Raw genomic sequence first — 16,838 nt, 5'->3', positions numbered from 1 at the left:
TGGTCGTCGTCCACCACATCGCGGCGGACGGTGCCTCGACGGCGCCGCTTGCCCGCGACGTCATGACGGCGTACGTGTCGCGGACGCAGGACCAACCGCCGCAGTGGTCGCCGCTGCCGGTGCAGTACGCCGACTTCAGCATCTGGCAGCGCCGGGTGCTCGGCGACGAGAACGATGCGGCGTCGGTCGCGGCGCGTCAGATCGACTACTGGCGCGACCGGTTGACCGACCTCCCCACTGTGCTGGAACTGCCCACCGACCGCCCCCGACCGGTGACCCGTTCGATGGCGGGTGCGACCGTCGACTTCTCTGTCGACGCGCCGACCCACCGCCGGCTGGCGGAGTTCGCGAAGGACCGTGGCGCGAGCCTGTTCATGGTCGCGCACGCGGCGCTGTCGGCGCTGCTGGCGAAGCTGTCCGGCACATCCGACATCGCGATCGGCACCCCGACGGCGGGTCGCGGCGACGCGGCGCTCGACGACCTGGTCGGCATGTTCGTCGGCACCCTGGTCCTGCGCGCCCAGGTGGACCCGGACGCGGGCTTCGCGAGCCTGGTCGACGCGGTGCGATCGGGCGATCTGGAAGCGTTCTCGCGCAATGATGTCCCGTTCGAGCGCCTGGTCGAGGTGCTCGATCCACCGCGATCGACGGCACACAGCCCGCTGTTCCAGGTCATGCTCACCTTCCAGAACACCGAGACCGCCGAGTTCGAGTTGCCCGGTGTGACGGTCGGTCTCGTCGATCTCGGGGTCGAACCGGCGAAGTTCGACCTGACGCTGACGCTGGTGCCCCGCCACGACGAGGAGGGTGCCCCGGCGGGAATCGCGGCGTCGTTCGGCTATGCGACCGACATCTTCGACGAGTCAACGGTGCGCGCGGTGGCCGACCGGTTCCTGCGCCTGCTGGACAAGGTGACCGAGGATCCGTCGACGCCGGTCGGTGACATCGATCTGCTCGCCGCACACGAACGCGCGCAACTGCTGGAGCTTTCCCGCGGGCCGATGGCCGACGCCGGGATCGGATCGCCTGTCGAGCTGTTCGCGGAGGTGGTCGCACAGTCGCCGGAGGCGACGGCAGTCGTGGACGAGGACCGGACCCTGACCTTCCGTGGCCTCGACGACCGTGCCAACCTGCTTGCCGCGAAGCTCATCTCGGTTGGTGTGGGGATCGATGATGTCGTTGCGCTGGTGCTGCCCCGGTCCGCGGACTGGGTGGTGGCGATGGTCGCCGCGTGGAAGGCCGGCGCCGCGTACGCGCCGATCGACCCCGCAACGCCGCTCGCCCGCATCGACACGCTGTTGGTGGACACGGGAGCACGGTGCCTGGTGGCGCCGCGGGCCTGGCTCGATGCTGCCGGTCCGGGCCTGGCGGAGTTGATGACTGTCGTGTCTGTCGAATCGTCTGATTCGGACGGTACGGCGTCGTCGGCGGTTCCGGTGCCGGCCGACCGCTGGGCCGAGTCGGGTGCCGGGCTGCGGTTGGGCTACGTCATCTCGACATCCGGTTCGACCGGACGGCCCAAGCCCACGCTCGTCGCGATGGCGGGAATCGCCAACACGCTCGACTGGTATCGGCGTGAGCTCGCGCTGAACCCCGAAGCGGGCGTTCTGGTGGCGTCCTCACCGAGCTTCGATCTCACGCAGAAGAACGTGTGGGCCGCGCTGCTCTCGGGGGCCACCGTGCGTCTGGCCGGTGAGGAGTTCGATCCCGAGCAGATCGTGCGGACAGTTCAGTCCGGTGGCGTGCAGGTGCTGAACATGTCGCCGTCGGCCTTCGAGGCGGTCCTGGATGCAGATGCCGACGGGGCCGCCCTGGCACGGTTGCGAATGGTCTTCCTCGGCGGCGAGGCGGTGCGGCTCGCGCCGTTGCGAACGCTGATCGACGCCGGGGTCCGGGTGTTCAACAGCTACGGTCCGACGGAGGCGTCGGACGTCGTGGCGGCCCATGAGATCCGAGGCGACGAGACGGATTCCGTGCCGATCGGATCGTCGATCCCAGGGGTGGACCTGTACGTGCTCGACGGTCGTCTCATGCCGTCACCGATCGGGGTGCCGGGCGAGCTGTACATCGGCGGCCCGGCGGTCGGCCGCGGGTACGGCGGGATGTTCGCGCAGACAGCCGAACGCTTCGTGGCCAATCCGTTCGGGACTGCCGGTGAACGGCTCTACCGGACCGGTGACCTGGTTCGGTGGATGAGCGACAGTGCCTCGGCGCCGGTCGAGTTGCATTACCTGGGCCGTACCGACTTCCAGGTGAAGCTGCGTGGTTTGCGGATAGAACTCGGTGAGATCGAGGCGGCGTTGCGGGATCAGGCCGGTGTCGCGCAAGCCGCAGTGCTGGTCCGTGAAGATGTGCCGGGTGCCCAGCGATTGGTCGGCTACGTCACCGGTACCGCAATCGACGACGACGCGGTGTTGAGGGCGGTCCGGAAGCGGCTGCCCGAGTACATGGTTCCCGCCGTTCTCGTGGTCATGGACGAGTTCCCGCTCAACCGCAGCGGGAAGCTCGACCGCAAGGCGCTGCCCGCACCGGAGATCGGTTCGGGTCGACCGTTCCGCGCGCCCACGACCGACGCGGAACGGGCCATTGCCGCGGTGTTCGCCGAACTGCTGGGTCTCGACCGGGTGTCGGTGGACGAGAGCTTCTTCGAACTCGGCGGCAACTCGCTCTCGGCGACCCGGGTCGTGTCGCGGGTCAATGCCGCGCTCGCTGCGGCGCTGACCCTGCGCGAGCTGTTCGACCATCCGACTGCCGCGGAACTGGCCGCACGTTCGCTGTCGCTGCTCCCGCGACAGGACGGTCCAGCGCTCGCGGCCATGGAACGCCCGGAGTCGGTGCCGCTCTCGCCTGCGCAGCAACGGATGTGGTTCCTCAACCGCTTCGACTCCGACTCTCCGGTCTACAACATCCCGTTCGCCGTGCAGCTGAGCGGCACCGTCGATCTCGACGCGGTACGCGCCGCCGTCCGCGACGTCGTCGAACGACACGAGTCGCTGCGCACGGTCTACCCGGAGTCGGCTTCCGGTGCGCACCAGCGGGTGCTGACGGTCGACGAGGCGGCCGTCGAGGTCGAGCTCGTGGCGGTTGCCGACGACGCGGCGTTGCGGTCCGGTGCGTTGGCGCTGGTGTCGCGTGGGTTCGACGTGACCGTGCAGGTCCCGTTGCGGGCCACGCTGTTCCGTTTGTCGCCGACGGAGTCGGTGCTGGTGCTGGTCGTGCACCACATCAGCGCGGACGGCTTCTCGACGGGTCCGCTGGCGCGCGACGTCATGCTCGCCTACGCGGCACGCACCGGTGGTCAGGCGCCGGGGTGGGAGCCGTTGCCGGTGCAGTACGCCGACTACGCGCTGTGGCAACGGGCGGTGCTGGGCGCACTCGACGACCCGGAATCGGAGCTGGCCCGGCAGGTGGCCTACTGGCGCGGGCAGCTGGCCGGACAGCCCGCCCTGCTCGAGCTGCCGACCGACAGCCCGCGTCCCGCGGTGGCGAGTTTCGCCGGTGCGCGCGTCGATTTCACCGTCGACGCCGTGACGACGGCGGGGCTGCACGCGGTGGCGCGGGCACACGGCGCCACGCTGTTCATGGCATTGCACGCGGGTCTGGCGGTGCTGCTGTCGCGGTTGTCGGGCAGCACCGATGTGTCGGTGGGCTCGCCGATCGCCGGCCGCGGCGACCGCGCACTCGACGACCTGATCGGGATGTTCGTCAACACGCTGGTGCTGCGCACCGAGGTCGACCCCGCGGCGGGCTTCGGTGAGCTGGTCGCGGCGGTCAAGGCGATCGACCTGGCGGCGTTCACCCACGCCGATGTGCCGTTCGAGACCGTCGTCGAGGCGGTCGATCCGCCGCGGTCGCAGGCGCATTCGCCGCTGTTCCAGGTCGCCCTGTCACTGCAGAACCAGGACGATGTCGCGCTGGAACTGCCCGACCTTCGGGTCGCCGCCTACGACGCGGACGTCGTCGTCGCGAAGTTCGACCTGGAACTGACCGTGCGCGAGGTCGGCGACGAACTGTCCGCCACGCTCGTCTACGCGAGCGACCTGTTCGACCGGTCCACGGCCGCGTCGTTCGCCGGGCGCCTGCTGCGACTGCTGGGCCAGGCTGTCGCCGACCCGGCGCGGCCGATCGGCGGCCTCGAACTGCTCGACGAGTCGGAACGGCGGACGGTGTTGTCCGGTTCGGTCGCGCCGCCACCCCTGGTGCGGACGCTGCCGGAGATTCTCGACGGTTCCGGTGTGGACGAGGACATCGCGCTGGTGTCCGGCGACGTGCGGTTGACCTACCGGCAACTGCGGTCGCGGGCCAACCGCCTGGCGCGGCTGCTGATCGGCCGCGGGATCGGACCGGAATCAACAGTAGCGCTGGCGTTTCCGCGCTCGATCGAATCGATCGTCGCGATGTGGGCGGTCGTGCAGTCGGGTGCGGCGTTCGTGCCGATCGACCCGAAGCTGCCGGTCGAGCGGATCGAGTACATGCTCGCGGACTCCGGATGCACCGTGGGCCTGCGGCCCGTGCGCGAGTTGCACGGGCCGGACCGTGCAAGTCACGCACAGGTGGAGTGGGTGGAGGTCGGCGACGAGGTTGCCGCCGAGTACTCCGATGCCCCGCTGACCGACGCCGACCGGGTGTCGCCGATTCGGCCGGAGTCCGCCGCGTACGTCATCTATACCTCGGGGTCGACCGGCCTGCCGAAGGGCGTCGTGGTCACTCACGCCGGACTGTCGTCGTTCACCGCGCAGTCACGGACCGAGCTGGGCCTGGACGTGGCGTCGCGGGTGCTTCGGCTGTCGTCGGCGAGTTTCGATGCGTCGATGTTCGAGATGATCGCTGCGTTCAGTGCCGGCGCGTCGATGGTGATCGCCCCGCCGGAGGTCATCGGCGGAGCCGAACTGACCGCGTTGCTGCGCGAACAGCGGGTCAGCCACGTGCTCACCGCGCCGGCGGCGCTCGGCACGGTCGACGCGACCGATCTGCCGGATCTGCGGACGGTGGTCGTCGGTGGTGACGTCTGTCCGCCGGAGATGGTGGAGCGCTTCGCCCCCGGACGCGTCTTTGTCAACTCGTATGGTCCGACGGAGACGACGATCGTCGTCACCGCGACCGGGCCACTGGTTGCGGGGGAGCGGATCACCATCGGTGCACCGCTGGCCGGCGCCCGCGCACTGGTGCTCGACGCATGGCTGCGGCCGGTCCCGGTCGGCGTGGTGGGCGAGCTCTATCTGTCGGGTCCCGGGCTGGCACGGGGGTATCTGGACCGGCCGGGGCTGACCGCGTCACGGTTCGTCGCCGACCCGTACGGCGAGGGCCGGATGTACCGGACCGGAGACCTGGTGCGCTGGGTCGGCGCGCCGGAGGCTGGGACGGCTCGACAACTCGACTTTGTGGGCCGCGGCGACTCGCAGGTGCAGTTGCACGGCCTGCGGATCGAGTTGGGCGAGGTCGAGGCGGCGCTGACCGGGTCCGCCGGGGTGGCGCAGTCGGTGGCGGTCGTGCACCGGGACCGGCACGTCGGGGATCAGCTCGTCGCGTACGTGGTCGCCGAGGCCGGCGTCGAACTCGACGGCCGCCGGGTGCGCGACCGGTTGGCGGAAAGCCTGCCGACATACATGGTGCCCGCGCTGGTGATGGTGATCGACGCCGTCCCGGTGACGGTGCACGGCAAAGTCGACCGGCGGGCGCTGCCGCAGCCGCAGTTCACGACGGACCGCGAGTTCCGGGCGCCGACCACACCCGTGGAAGAGGCCATCGCGGCGGCCTTCGCCGAGCTGCTGGGGCTCGACCGCGTGTCCGTCGACGACAGCTTCTTCGAACTCGGCGGCAACTCGCTGCTGGCCACCCGGATCGTGGCGCGCATCAACGCGGATCTCGATGTGGCACTTGTCGTCCGGGACGTGTTCGACGCACCGACCGTTGCGGACCTGTCGGTCCGCGCAGAATCCGCGGTGATCGTTGCGGCGACGCCGAACCTGGTGCCGATGACACGGCCCGCGCAGATTCCGCTGTCGCCGGCGCAGCAGCGCATGTGGCTGCTCAACCGGTTCGACACCGGTTCCGCGGTCTACAACATCCCGTTCGCGGTGCGGCTGACCGGCCGGATCGACACCGCCGCACTGCAGTCCGCGGTGCTCGACGTGCTCGAGCGACACGAGTCGCTGCGCACGTACTACCCGCAGGTCGGGGACGGTCCGTGCCAGCGCATCGTGCCAGCCGACGAGGTTCGGCTGGGCCTGGTCCCAGAGACGGTGTCCGAGGACGAGCTGGTTGCGCGGGTGGCGGACGTCGTCGCCGGCGGATTCGACGTGACCGCAGCGGTGCCGTTGCGCGGCAAGATGTTCCGCGTCGCCGACGACGAGCACGTGCTGGTGCTGGTCGTGCACCACATCAGCGCCGACGGGTTCTCCACGGTGCCGCTGTCCCGGGACATCGTGACCGCCTACGTGACCCGATCGCAGGGACAGGCGCCGCAATGGGCTCCGCTGCCGGTCCAGTACGCGGATTACGCGCTGTGGCAGCGGTCGGCACTCGGCGCCGTCGACGACCCGGAATCGGTCGCCGCCGAACAGCTGTCCTACTGGCGTGATCGCCTGGCGGATGCCCCGGCACTGCTCGAACTCCCCACCGACCGTCCGCGTCCGGCGGTGGTCACGGGAGCCGGCGGCCGCGCCGACTTCACGCTCGACGCCGAGCTGACGGCGCAGCTCTCCGCGGTGGCGCGCACCTCGGGTGCGACGCCGTTCATGGCGCTGCACGCCGCGCTGGCGGTACTGCTGTCGAGGCTGGCGAACACCGATGACGTGTCGATCGGCAGCCCGATCGCCGGGCGGGGACGACGCGAACTCGACGACCTGGTCGGCATGTTCGTCAACACACTGGTGCTGCGCACTCGGGTCGACCCGGCGATGAGCTTCGCCGAGCTGATCGTGCAGGTGCGCGACGGGGATCTGGCCGCGTTCGCACACGCCGACGTGCCGTTCGAGTCGGTGGTGGAGGCGGTCGACCCGGTGCGCTCGCAGGCGCATTCGCCGCTGTTTCAGGTGGCGCTGTCGCTGCAGAACCAGGGCGCGGCCGAACTCGAACTGCCGGGCCTGCGGATCACGCCGCTCGACTCGGATGCGGCGGTCGCGAAGTTCGATCTCGAGGTGGTGCTGCGCGAGCAGGACGGCGCGATGGCCGGCTCGATCGTCTATGCGACCGACCTGTTCGACCACGCGACCGTGGTCTCGCATGCGGAACGTCTGGTGCGGGTGCTGCGCGCCGGCGTCGACGAGCCCGGCCGTGCGGTCGGCGACCTGGGCTGGCTCGGTGCGGACGAGCGTGCGTCGCTGCTCCCGCCGGCCGGAGCCTCGGCGGTCCCGGTGCGGCTGCTGGCGCAGATCCTGGTGGATGCGGCGGCGGCGCCGGAGCGCACCGCGTTGCTCGCCGGGGCTGAGTCGGTCACCTACGGTGAGCTCGATGCGCGTTCGAACCGGATTGCACGCCTGTTGCTCTCACGTGGAGTGAGTCCGGAGTCGTTCGTCGCGGTCGCGGTGGAACGGTCGGTGGCGTCGGTGACCGCCGTGTGGGCGGTCGCGAAGTCGGGCGGAGCCTTCGTGCCGGTCGATCCGACGTATCCGCCGGACCGGATCGCGCACATGCTCACCGATTCCGGGGCCCGGGTGGGGGTCACGCTGACGGCTCACCGCGACGGCCTGCCCGACGACGTGGACTGGATCGTGCTGGACGATCCGGCGGTCGACGTGCGGGTGCACTCGCTCCCGGACGCGCCCGTGACGGTGCCCGATCGCGCGGCGCCGCTGCGTCCGGAGCACCCGGCGTACATGATCTACACCTCGGGGTCGACCGGCGTACCGAAGGGCGTGGTGGTGACCCACGTCGGTCTGGCCGCGTTCGTCGCCGAGCAGCAGGCCCGCTACGGCGTGGATTCCTCCTCTCGGACGGTGCATTTCGCGTCGCCGAGCTTCGATGCGTCGATCCTCGAACTGCTGATGGCCTTCGGCGGTGGCGCGCAGATGGTGATCGTGCCGACCGACGTCTACGGCGGCGACGAACTGGCGACGCTGCTGCGCGAGGGCGTCACCCACGCCTTCGTCACGCCGGGCGCGTTGGCGACGGTGGACCCGGACGGTCTCGACGCGCTGGGCGTGGTCGTCGTCGGTGGCGAGGCGGTCGACGCCGCGGTGGTCCGCCGCTGGGCTCCTGGCCGGAAGTTGTTCAACGCGTATGGGCCGACCGAGTCGACGATCATGGCGACCCACTCGGACCCGATGGTCGCCGGTGCGCCGGTGCCGATCGGCGATGCGGTCCGCGGAACCGAGGTGTACGTGCTGGACGCGCGACTGCATCCGGTGCCGCGCGGGGTGGCCGGCGAGCTGTACGTGGCGGGCCAGGGCCTGGCCCGCGGCTACCACGGTCTGGCCGGACTGACCGCGCAGCGGTTCGTCCCGAACCCGTTCGGGGCACCGGGGTCGCGGCTGTACCGCACCGGCGACCTGGTCCGGCGCACCGAGGACGGTCTCGAGTACCTGGGGCGCACCGATTTCCAGGTGAAGGTGCGTGGGCACCGGATCGAGCTCGGCGAGATCGACGGGGCGCTGTCGACGCACGATGCGGTGGAACTGGCGGTCACCCTGGGCCGCGAGGTCGCCGGTGTGACGCACCTGGTGTCGTACGTTTTGGCGGCGCCGGGGACGGTGGTCGAGTCGCCGGAACTCATCGCGCACGTGGCGCGCCTGCTGCCGGAGTACATGGTGCCGGCGGCGGTGACCGTGCTCGACGAGATGCCGTTGACCGGCTCCGGCAAGATCGACACCCGCGCGCTGCCGGAACCAGTGCTGGCGAGCCGCGCCTACGTCGCCCCGCGCACGCCGGCGCAGGAGCGGATCGCCGAGATCTTCGCGGAGATCCTCGGGACGGAACGGGTCGGCGTCGACGACGACTTCTTCGCACTCGGCGGCAACTCGCTGATCGCGACGCGCGTGATCGCCCGCGTCAACGAGACCTTCTCGGTCGCGCTGGGTGTGCGGGAGATCTTTGATGCGCCGACGGTGGCGGCACTGGCCCTGCGGGCGAGCGACGCCGACCGTCTTACGGCGCGTGCACCGCTTGCGCCGCAGCAGCGACCGGCGTCGATCCCGCTGTCGTTGGCGCAGCAACGAATGTGGTTCCTCAGCCGCTTCGATCCCGCCTCGGGTGTGAACAACATCCCGCTGCCCGTGCGGCTCACCGGGGAACTGGACGTCGACGCGCTGCGGGCGGCGATCGGCGACCTCGTGCAGCGGCACGAGACGCTACGGACCGTCTACCCCGACGCCGCGGACGGACCGCACCAGGTGATCCTGCCCGCGTCGGAGGCGGTCCCCGAGTTGGCGGTGACCGACATCCGCGAGGAGGACCTGCTCGCGGAGCTGATCGCCTTGGCCTCGGCGGGATTCGACGTGACCACGCAGGTGCCGGTGCGGGTGGGGCTGCTGCGGCTGAGCGAGACCGACCACGTGCTGACACTGGTGGTGCACCACATCGCCGCGGACGGTTCGTCGATGGGACCGCTCGCCCGCGACGTGATGGCCGCCTACCTCGCGCGTCGAGCGGGCACGGCCCCGATGTGGGAGCCGCTGCCGGTCCAGTACGCGGACTACAGCCTCTGGCAGCGGGACGTCCTCGGCGCCGAGAACGACCCGGAGTCGGTGTCGGCCGAGCAGATCGGATACTGGTCGCGCACGCTCGCCGACCTTCCCGACCAGCTGGACCTGCCGTTCGACCGGACCCGTCCGGCCGAGCAATCGTACCGCGGCGAGAGCCACGTGTTCGGTCTGGATGCGGATCTGCACCGCGCGCTGCTCGACGTCGCCCGTGAGCACGGCGTCACGCTGTTCATGGTCACGCACGCGGCGTTCGCGACCCTGTTGAGCCGCCTGTCCGGCACCGGCGACATCGCGATCGGCGCGCCGATCGCGGGCCGCGGTGAGGCCGCACTGGAGCAGCTCGTCGGCATGTTCGTCAACACGCTGGTGTTGCGCACACAGCTGTCGCCGGCCGACTCGTTCGCCGACGTGCTGGCCCGGGTGCGCGACGAGAACCTGGCCGCATTCGCCCACGCCGACATTCCGTTCGAGCGGCTGGTCGAGGTGCTCAACCCGGTGCGCTCGACTGCGCGTCACCCGCTCTTCCAGGTCGCGTTGTCGTTCCAGAACCTCGCGCCGACCGAATTCGCGCTTCCCGGAATCGAAGTCGGCGTCGTCGATCCCGGATTCGAGCCGGCCAAGTTCGACCTGCACCTGACGCTCGTGGACCACCACGACGCCGACGGTGGCCCGGCGGAGATCGGTGCCTCGCTGACCTACGCGGCGGACCTGTTCGACCGGTCGACGGTGGCTTCCTTCGCCGCCCGGTTCGAGCAGGTGCTGCGCGCGGTGGCAGCCGATGCCTCACGCGTCATCGGTGACATCCGTCTGCTCGACGACACCGAGCGCGGCGCACTCGTGCACGACGTGAACGCGACCACGCATCCGGTCCCGGCGACCACGTTCGCCGAGATGTTCGCGCAGCAGGCCGCCCGCACCCCCAACGCGGTCGCCGTCGTGGCCGAGGACCACGAGCTGACCTACGCCGAGTTCTCCACGCGCGTGAATCGTCTTGCGCGGGAACTGATCATGCGGGGTGTTCGACCCGAGTCGCGGGTGGTGCTGGCGCTGCGCCGGTCGGTGGAGTTGCTGGTCGCCATGTACGCGGTGTCCGCCGCCGGCGGCGCGTACGTGCCGGTCGACCCGGACCATCCCGCCGACCGTACCGCGCACGTGCTGGACTCGGCCGAGCCGGTCGCGGTGTTGACCCGCAGCGACGAGCCGATCGCACTGCCCGCCGGCCTCGCCCGGATAGACCTCGACGTCGTCGACCTACGTGGCCACGCCGACGGCCCGATCGCCGACGCGGATCGGATCGCCCCACTGCGACCGGAGCACACCGCGTACGTCATCTACACCTCGGGATCGACCGGCAAGCCGAAGGGCGTCGCGGTCGAGCACCGGGCGATCACCAACCAGTTGCTGTGGAAGCAGGACCGGTACCGCCTCGACGGTTCGGATGCGGTGGTGCTCAAGACCGCCGCGACCTTCGACCTGTCGGTGTGGGAGTTCTGGTGGGCGCTCACCTCCGGTGCGCGGCTGGTGCTGGCCAAGGTCGGGGGACAGCAGGACCCCGCCTACCTGGCCCGCCTTATGCGCGAGCACGCGGTCACCACCGCGCACTTCGTGCCGTCGCTGCTGACCGCGTTCCTCACAGTCGCCGGCGACCCGATCCCGTCACTGCGACAGGTGATCTGCATCGGCGAGGCGCTGCCGCCAAAGACCGTGCGCGGCTTCGTCGAGTTCAGCGACGCGGCGATCCACAACCTCTACGGGCCGACCGAGGCGGCCGTCAGCATCACCCACCACACCTGCACCGGTGACGATCAAGCATCGGTGCCGATCGGTGTGCCCGAGTGGAACAGCCAGGTGTACGTGCTCGACGAGCGGCTGCACCCGGTTCCGGTCGGGGTGCCCGGTGAGCTGTACCTGGCCGGTGCACAGCTCGCCCGCGGCTACGTCGGCCGCGTCGACCTGACCGCGGACCGGTTCGTGGCCAACCCGTTCGGTGATTCCGGGTCGCGCATGTACCGCACGGGTGACATGGTGCGCTGGAATACCACCCGCGAACTGGATTACTTGGGCCGCAGCGACTTCCAGGTCAAGCTGCGCGGGTTCCGCATCGAACTCGGCGAGATCGAGGCCGCGCTGCTCGCGCACCCGGATGTCGCTCAGGCCGCGGTCGTCGTCTACGAGGAGACGCACCTGATCGCCTATCTCGCGGGTCGGCGCGGCGCACTCGACTCAGCGGAACTCGAGCGCTTCGTGCGTGACCGCGTGCCGAGTTACATGGTGCCCACGCAGCTGATCGTCCTGGACGAGCTGCCGCTGAACACCAACGGCAAACTCGACCGCAGGGCGTTGCCGAAGCCGGAGTTCCTCAGCTTGCGGACCTTCCGCGCCCCGGAAACCCCGACGCAGGAGACCATCGCCGAGATCGTCTCGGAACTGCTGCGCGTCGACCGGATCGGCATCGACGACGACTTCTTCTCGCTCGGCGGAAACTCACTGCTGGCCACCCGGGTGGTCGCGCGGATCGGCGAGGCGTTCGGCGTCGCGGTCGCGGTCCGCGACCTGTTCGACGACCCGACGGTCGCCGGGCTGGCGCGAGTGGTGGAGCGCGGTGACAGGGCGGTGGACCGCCCCGCACTGGTGGCTGCAGAGCGTCCGGAGACGGTCCCGCTCTCGCTCGCCCAGCAGCGGATGTGGTTCCTCAACCGGTTCGACCCGTCGTCGCCGGCCTACAACATCCCGGTGGTTGCGCGGCTGACCGGCGATCTGGACGTCGTGGCACTGCGGGAAGCTGTCGCGGACGTGGTCGGACGGCACGAGTCGCTGCGCACCGTGTTCCCCGACTCAGCTTCGGGGCCACGGCAGGTGGTACTTCCGGCAGACGCACTGAGCCTGGACCTCGACCCCGTGACGGTGGGTGACGAGGTGGTGCTGCGGTCGGCACTGCTGGGCCTGTGTTCCGAGGGATTCGACGTCACACTCTCCCCACCGCTTCGCGGTGCGCTGTTCCAGGTGTCCGAGCGCGAGTTCGTGCTGGCTCTGGTGGTGCACCACATCAGCGCCGACGGGTTCTCGGCGGTTCCGCTCGCGCGGGATGTCGCCGTCGCCTACGTGGCGCGGTCGCACGGTCAGGTGCCGGGCTGGGAGCCGCTGCCGGTTCAGTACGCGGACTACGCGTTGTGGCAGCGCGCGGTGCTCGGCGACGGCTCCGATCCGGAGTCCCCGGCCTCCCGGCAACTGTCGTACTGGCGTGAGCAGCTCGCGGATGCGCCGGCTCTGCTGGAGCTGCCGACCGATCGGCCGCGGCCAGCGGTGGCGAGTTTCGCCGGTGCGCGAGTCGATTTCGCGGTCGACGCGGAGACGACGGTCCGGCTGCGGGAACTGGCGCAGGCACGTGGGGCGACGCTGTTCATGGTGCTGCACGCCGGATTGGCGGTCCTGTTGTCGCAGTTGTCGGGCGCTGCGGACGTGTCGGTGGGCTCGCCGATCGCCGGTCGCGGCGAGCGGGCGCTGGACGATCTGGTGGGCATGTTCGTCAACACGCTGGTTCTGCGGACCGACGTCGATCCGGAGCTGAGCTTCGGTGAGCTGGTCGAGCTGGCCAAGGCGACCGACCTGGCGGCGTTCGCGCATGCGGACGTGCCGTTCGAGTCGGTGGTCGAGGCGGTGGATCCGCCGCGGTCGCAGGCACATTCGCCGTTGTTCCAGGTGGCGCTGTCGCTGCAGAACCATGCCGACGGCGAGGTGGAACTGCCGGGGCTGCAGATCTCGACATTCGACACCGGCATCGCGGTCGCCCGGTTCGACCTGGAATGGACGCTGCGTGAGGCCGACGGCGGACTGATCGCCACCCTCACCTACGCCACCGGACTGTTCGACGAGACGACTGCGCGCGGATTCACCGCGCGGTTCGTCCGACTGCTCGACCAGGTCGGCGCACACCCGGCGCGGCCCGTCGGCGAGGTCGAGTTGCTCGGCGAGGCCGAGCGCACGCGGGTGCTGCAGGTACCGTCGGCGGCGCCAGCCGTGCGGGTGCTGCCCGAGATCCTGACCTCCGGGGCGGCGAGCAACCCCACCGCGGTAGCGCTGGTCGCGGCGGATGGGACGATGACCTACGCCGAACTCGACGAGCGGTCGAACCGGTTGGCGCGACTGTTGATCGGACGCGGTATTGGTCCGGAATCGTTGGTGGCGTTGGCCTTCCCGCGATCGGCCTCGTCGGTCTTGGCGATGTGGGCGGTCGCGAAGTCGGGGGCCGCTTTCGTGCCGCTCGACCCGGCGTTGCCCGATGAGCGGATCGAGTACATGCTGACGGATTCGGGCTGCACCGTGGGCCTGCGGCCGGTGGGTGAGTTGCGGGGTCCGGGCCACGCAAGTCACGCACAGGTCGAGTGGGTGGCGTTCGACGACCCGGAGGTGGTGCGGGAGTGCACCGGCCTGTCGGGCGCTCCGGTGACCGATGGCGAACGGCGCGGTGCGATCGATCCGGCGAACGCGGCCTACGTGATCTACACGTCGGGTTCGACGGGGTTGCCGAAGGGCGTGGTGGTCACACACACCGGGTTGTCGTCGTTCACGGTGCAGTCGCGGACGGAGTTGGGGCTGTCGGCGGATTCGCGGGTGCTGAGGTTGTCGTCGGCGAGTTTCGACGCGTCGATGTTCGAGATGATCGCGGCGTTCTCGGCGGGCGCGGGGATGGTGGTCGTACCGTCGGAGATCATCGGTGGCGGCGAGCTCACCGAACTCATGCGGACGCAACGGGTCTCGCATGTGATCACCGCCCCGGCGGCGATGGGCACCGTCGACGCAGCGACACTGCCAGACCTGGCGTGTGTCGTCGTCGGCGGCGACGTGTGCCCGCCGGAACTCGTCGAGCGGTTCGCGATCGGGTCAGAAGTGCAGGGCCGCACCTTCATCAACTCGTACGGCCCGACCGAGACCACGATCGTCATCACTGCGACTGCACCGTTGTCGGCGGGGGAGCGGATCACGATCGGCGCGCCGCTGGCCGGCGCCCAGGCGCTGGTGCTGGACGCCCGAATGCGTCCGACGCCGGTCGGGGTGGTCGGTGAGCTGTATCTGTCGGGTCCGGGGCTGGCCCGCGGCTATCACGCGCGAGCAGGGCTGACGGCGGAGCGGTTCGTCGCGAATCCGTATGGCGCCGTGGGGGAGCGCATGTACCGCACCGGTGACCTGGTGCGCTGGACCGCCTCCGGGGCGAGCGAAGCGACGGGGAATGACACTGCCCGTGAACTGGACTTCGTCGGACGTGCGGATTCTCAGGTGCAGCTGCGAGGGCTGCGCATCGAGCTCGGCGAGGTCGAGGCCGCGCTGACCGGCTGCGACGCCGTCGCGCGGTGCGCCGCGGTGATTCACCACGACCATCGCGTCGGTGATCAGCTCGTCGGCTATGTCGTGGCCGAGCCCGGCGCGACGCCGGATCCGGACAAGACGCGGGCGCAGTTGACCGAGCACCTGCCCGCTTACATGGTCCCCGCGCGTGTGATCGTCCTCGACGAACTGCCGATGACCGTGCACGGCAAGCTCGACCGCAAGGCGCTGCCGAAGCCCGAGTTCGCGAGCACCAAGGAGTACCGTGCGCCGGAGACAGCCACCGAGCAGGCGGTGGCGGCGATCTTCGGCGAGCTGCTCGGCGTGGGGCGCGTCGGACTCGACGACACGTTCTTCGAGCTCGGCGGCAACTCACTGCTGGTCACCCGGGCGGTCGCCGAGATCAACGAGGCGTTCGGCACCGGCGTCACGGTGCGGGAGTTCTTCGACGCGGCGACGCTGGCGGACCTCGCGGGACTGGTGGACCGGGCCGTCGGCGACGGCAGGCCGCGGCTCGCCCCGCGACCGCGGCCCGAACATCTGCCGCTGGCGCCGGCCCAGGAGCGGATCTGGCACGCCAACCACCGAACTCGCAACGGCGACTGGAACGTTCCGATGGCGCTGCGCCTGCAGGGCCCGATCGACGCCGACGTGCTGCGGGCCGCAGCCGCAGACGTGGTCGAACGGCACGAGGCGCTGCGCACCGTGTACCCGCTGCACGACGGCGTGCCGGTCCAGGTGCTGGTCGCGGCCGAGGACACGGTGCCGGAGCTGGACCGCGTCGAGGTCGACGAGACGGACCTCGACGCGCAGTTGCAGCGGTACCTGTGGGCGGACTTCGACGTCACCGTGGACCTGCCGCTACGGATGCGGCTGTTCGCGCTCGGCGAGCAGGACCACGTACTGGCGATCGTGGTGCACCACATTGCGGCCGACGGCGCCAGCATGGGCCCGTTGACCCGCGACGTGCTGATGGCCTACCTTGCCCGAGCCGCCGGGCAGGCTCCGCAGTGGCCGCCGCTGCCGGTGCAGTACGGCGACTACACGCAGTGGAAGCGCGAACTGCTCGGCGAACCGGACGATCCGGCATCCGAGTCGCATCGTCAGCTCGCCTACTGGGTCGAGGCGTTGCAAGGTCGTCCCGACCGGCTCGAGTTCCCCGCGCGGCCGGATGCTCCCGCGGTGCGCACCAGTGCCGGGGCGACGCTGCCGGTCACCGTCGACGCGGATCTGCATGCGGCGCTGACGGATCTGGCGCAGCAGTCGGGTGCGAGCCTGTTCATGGTGATGCAGGCCGCGTTCGCGCGCTTTGTCGGCGAACTCGCCGCCGCCGCCGACATCACGCTCGCCACCGCGATCGCCGGTCGCGACGATCCGGCACTGGCCGATGTCGTCGGCAACTTCGCCGACGACGTGCTGATGCGCGTCCGAGTGGACCAGGCCGAGCCTTTCGACGAGTTGCTCACCCGCGTGCGCACGGCCACACTCGGCGCGTTCGCGCACCCGGACGTGTCGAATGTCGCGCTGCAGCAGGCGCTGGACACAGACGAGCGGCTCTTCCAGGTGCAGCTGATCCTGCAGCCGGGCGGAGGGTCGACGACGGGAACCGAACTCGATGCAGACCTGGGTGGCATCCGGATCCGGCGTCAGCCCTTCGTCACCGAGATCGCCAAGCACGACATCGAGTTCGGCCTGGCCGACCACCACGACGCCGAGGGTCGCCCCGCCGGTATCAGCGGTGGTCTGGTGTACTCGACGGACCTGTTCGACGAGGAAGCAGCCCGCAGGATCGTCGAGGGGTACCTAGGGGTGCTTCGGTTCGTCGCGGCACGCTCGCCCGAGTCGGCTTCGCAGATGAGCGAGGAGAAGGAATGA

Annotated in this window: 1 protein-coding gene (cut by a window edge); it reads left to right on the top strand. The window is 70.2% G+C overall.

The window, feature by feature from the left end; translation table 11 throughout:
• Window positions 1-16,838: the 3' portion of a non-ribosomal peptide synthase/polyketide synthase gene (locus G4X40_RS02935; protein ID WP_277830054.1), read on the top strand. Its footprint begins 14,716 nt before the window's first position; only the last 16,838 of its 31,554 coding nucleotides appear in the window; the start codon falls outside the window, past its left edge; the stop codon is at window positions 16,836-16,838.

It is taken from the genome of Speluncibacter jeojiensis, assembly GCF_029589495.1.
Lineage (GTDB): Bacteria > Actinomycetota > Actinomycetes > Mycobacteriales > Mycobacteriaceae > Speluncibacter > Speluncibacter jeojiensis.
Note: the sequence above shows the minus strand (reverse complement) of the source record. Positions and strands in the feature narration are given on the sequence as shown.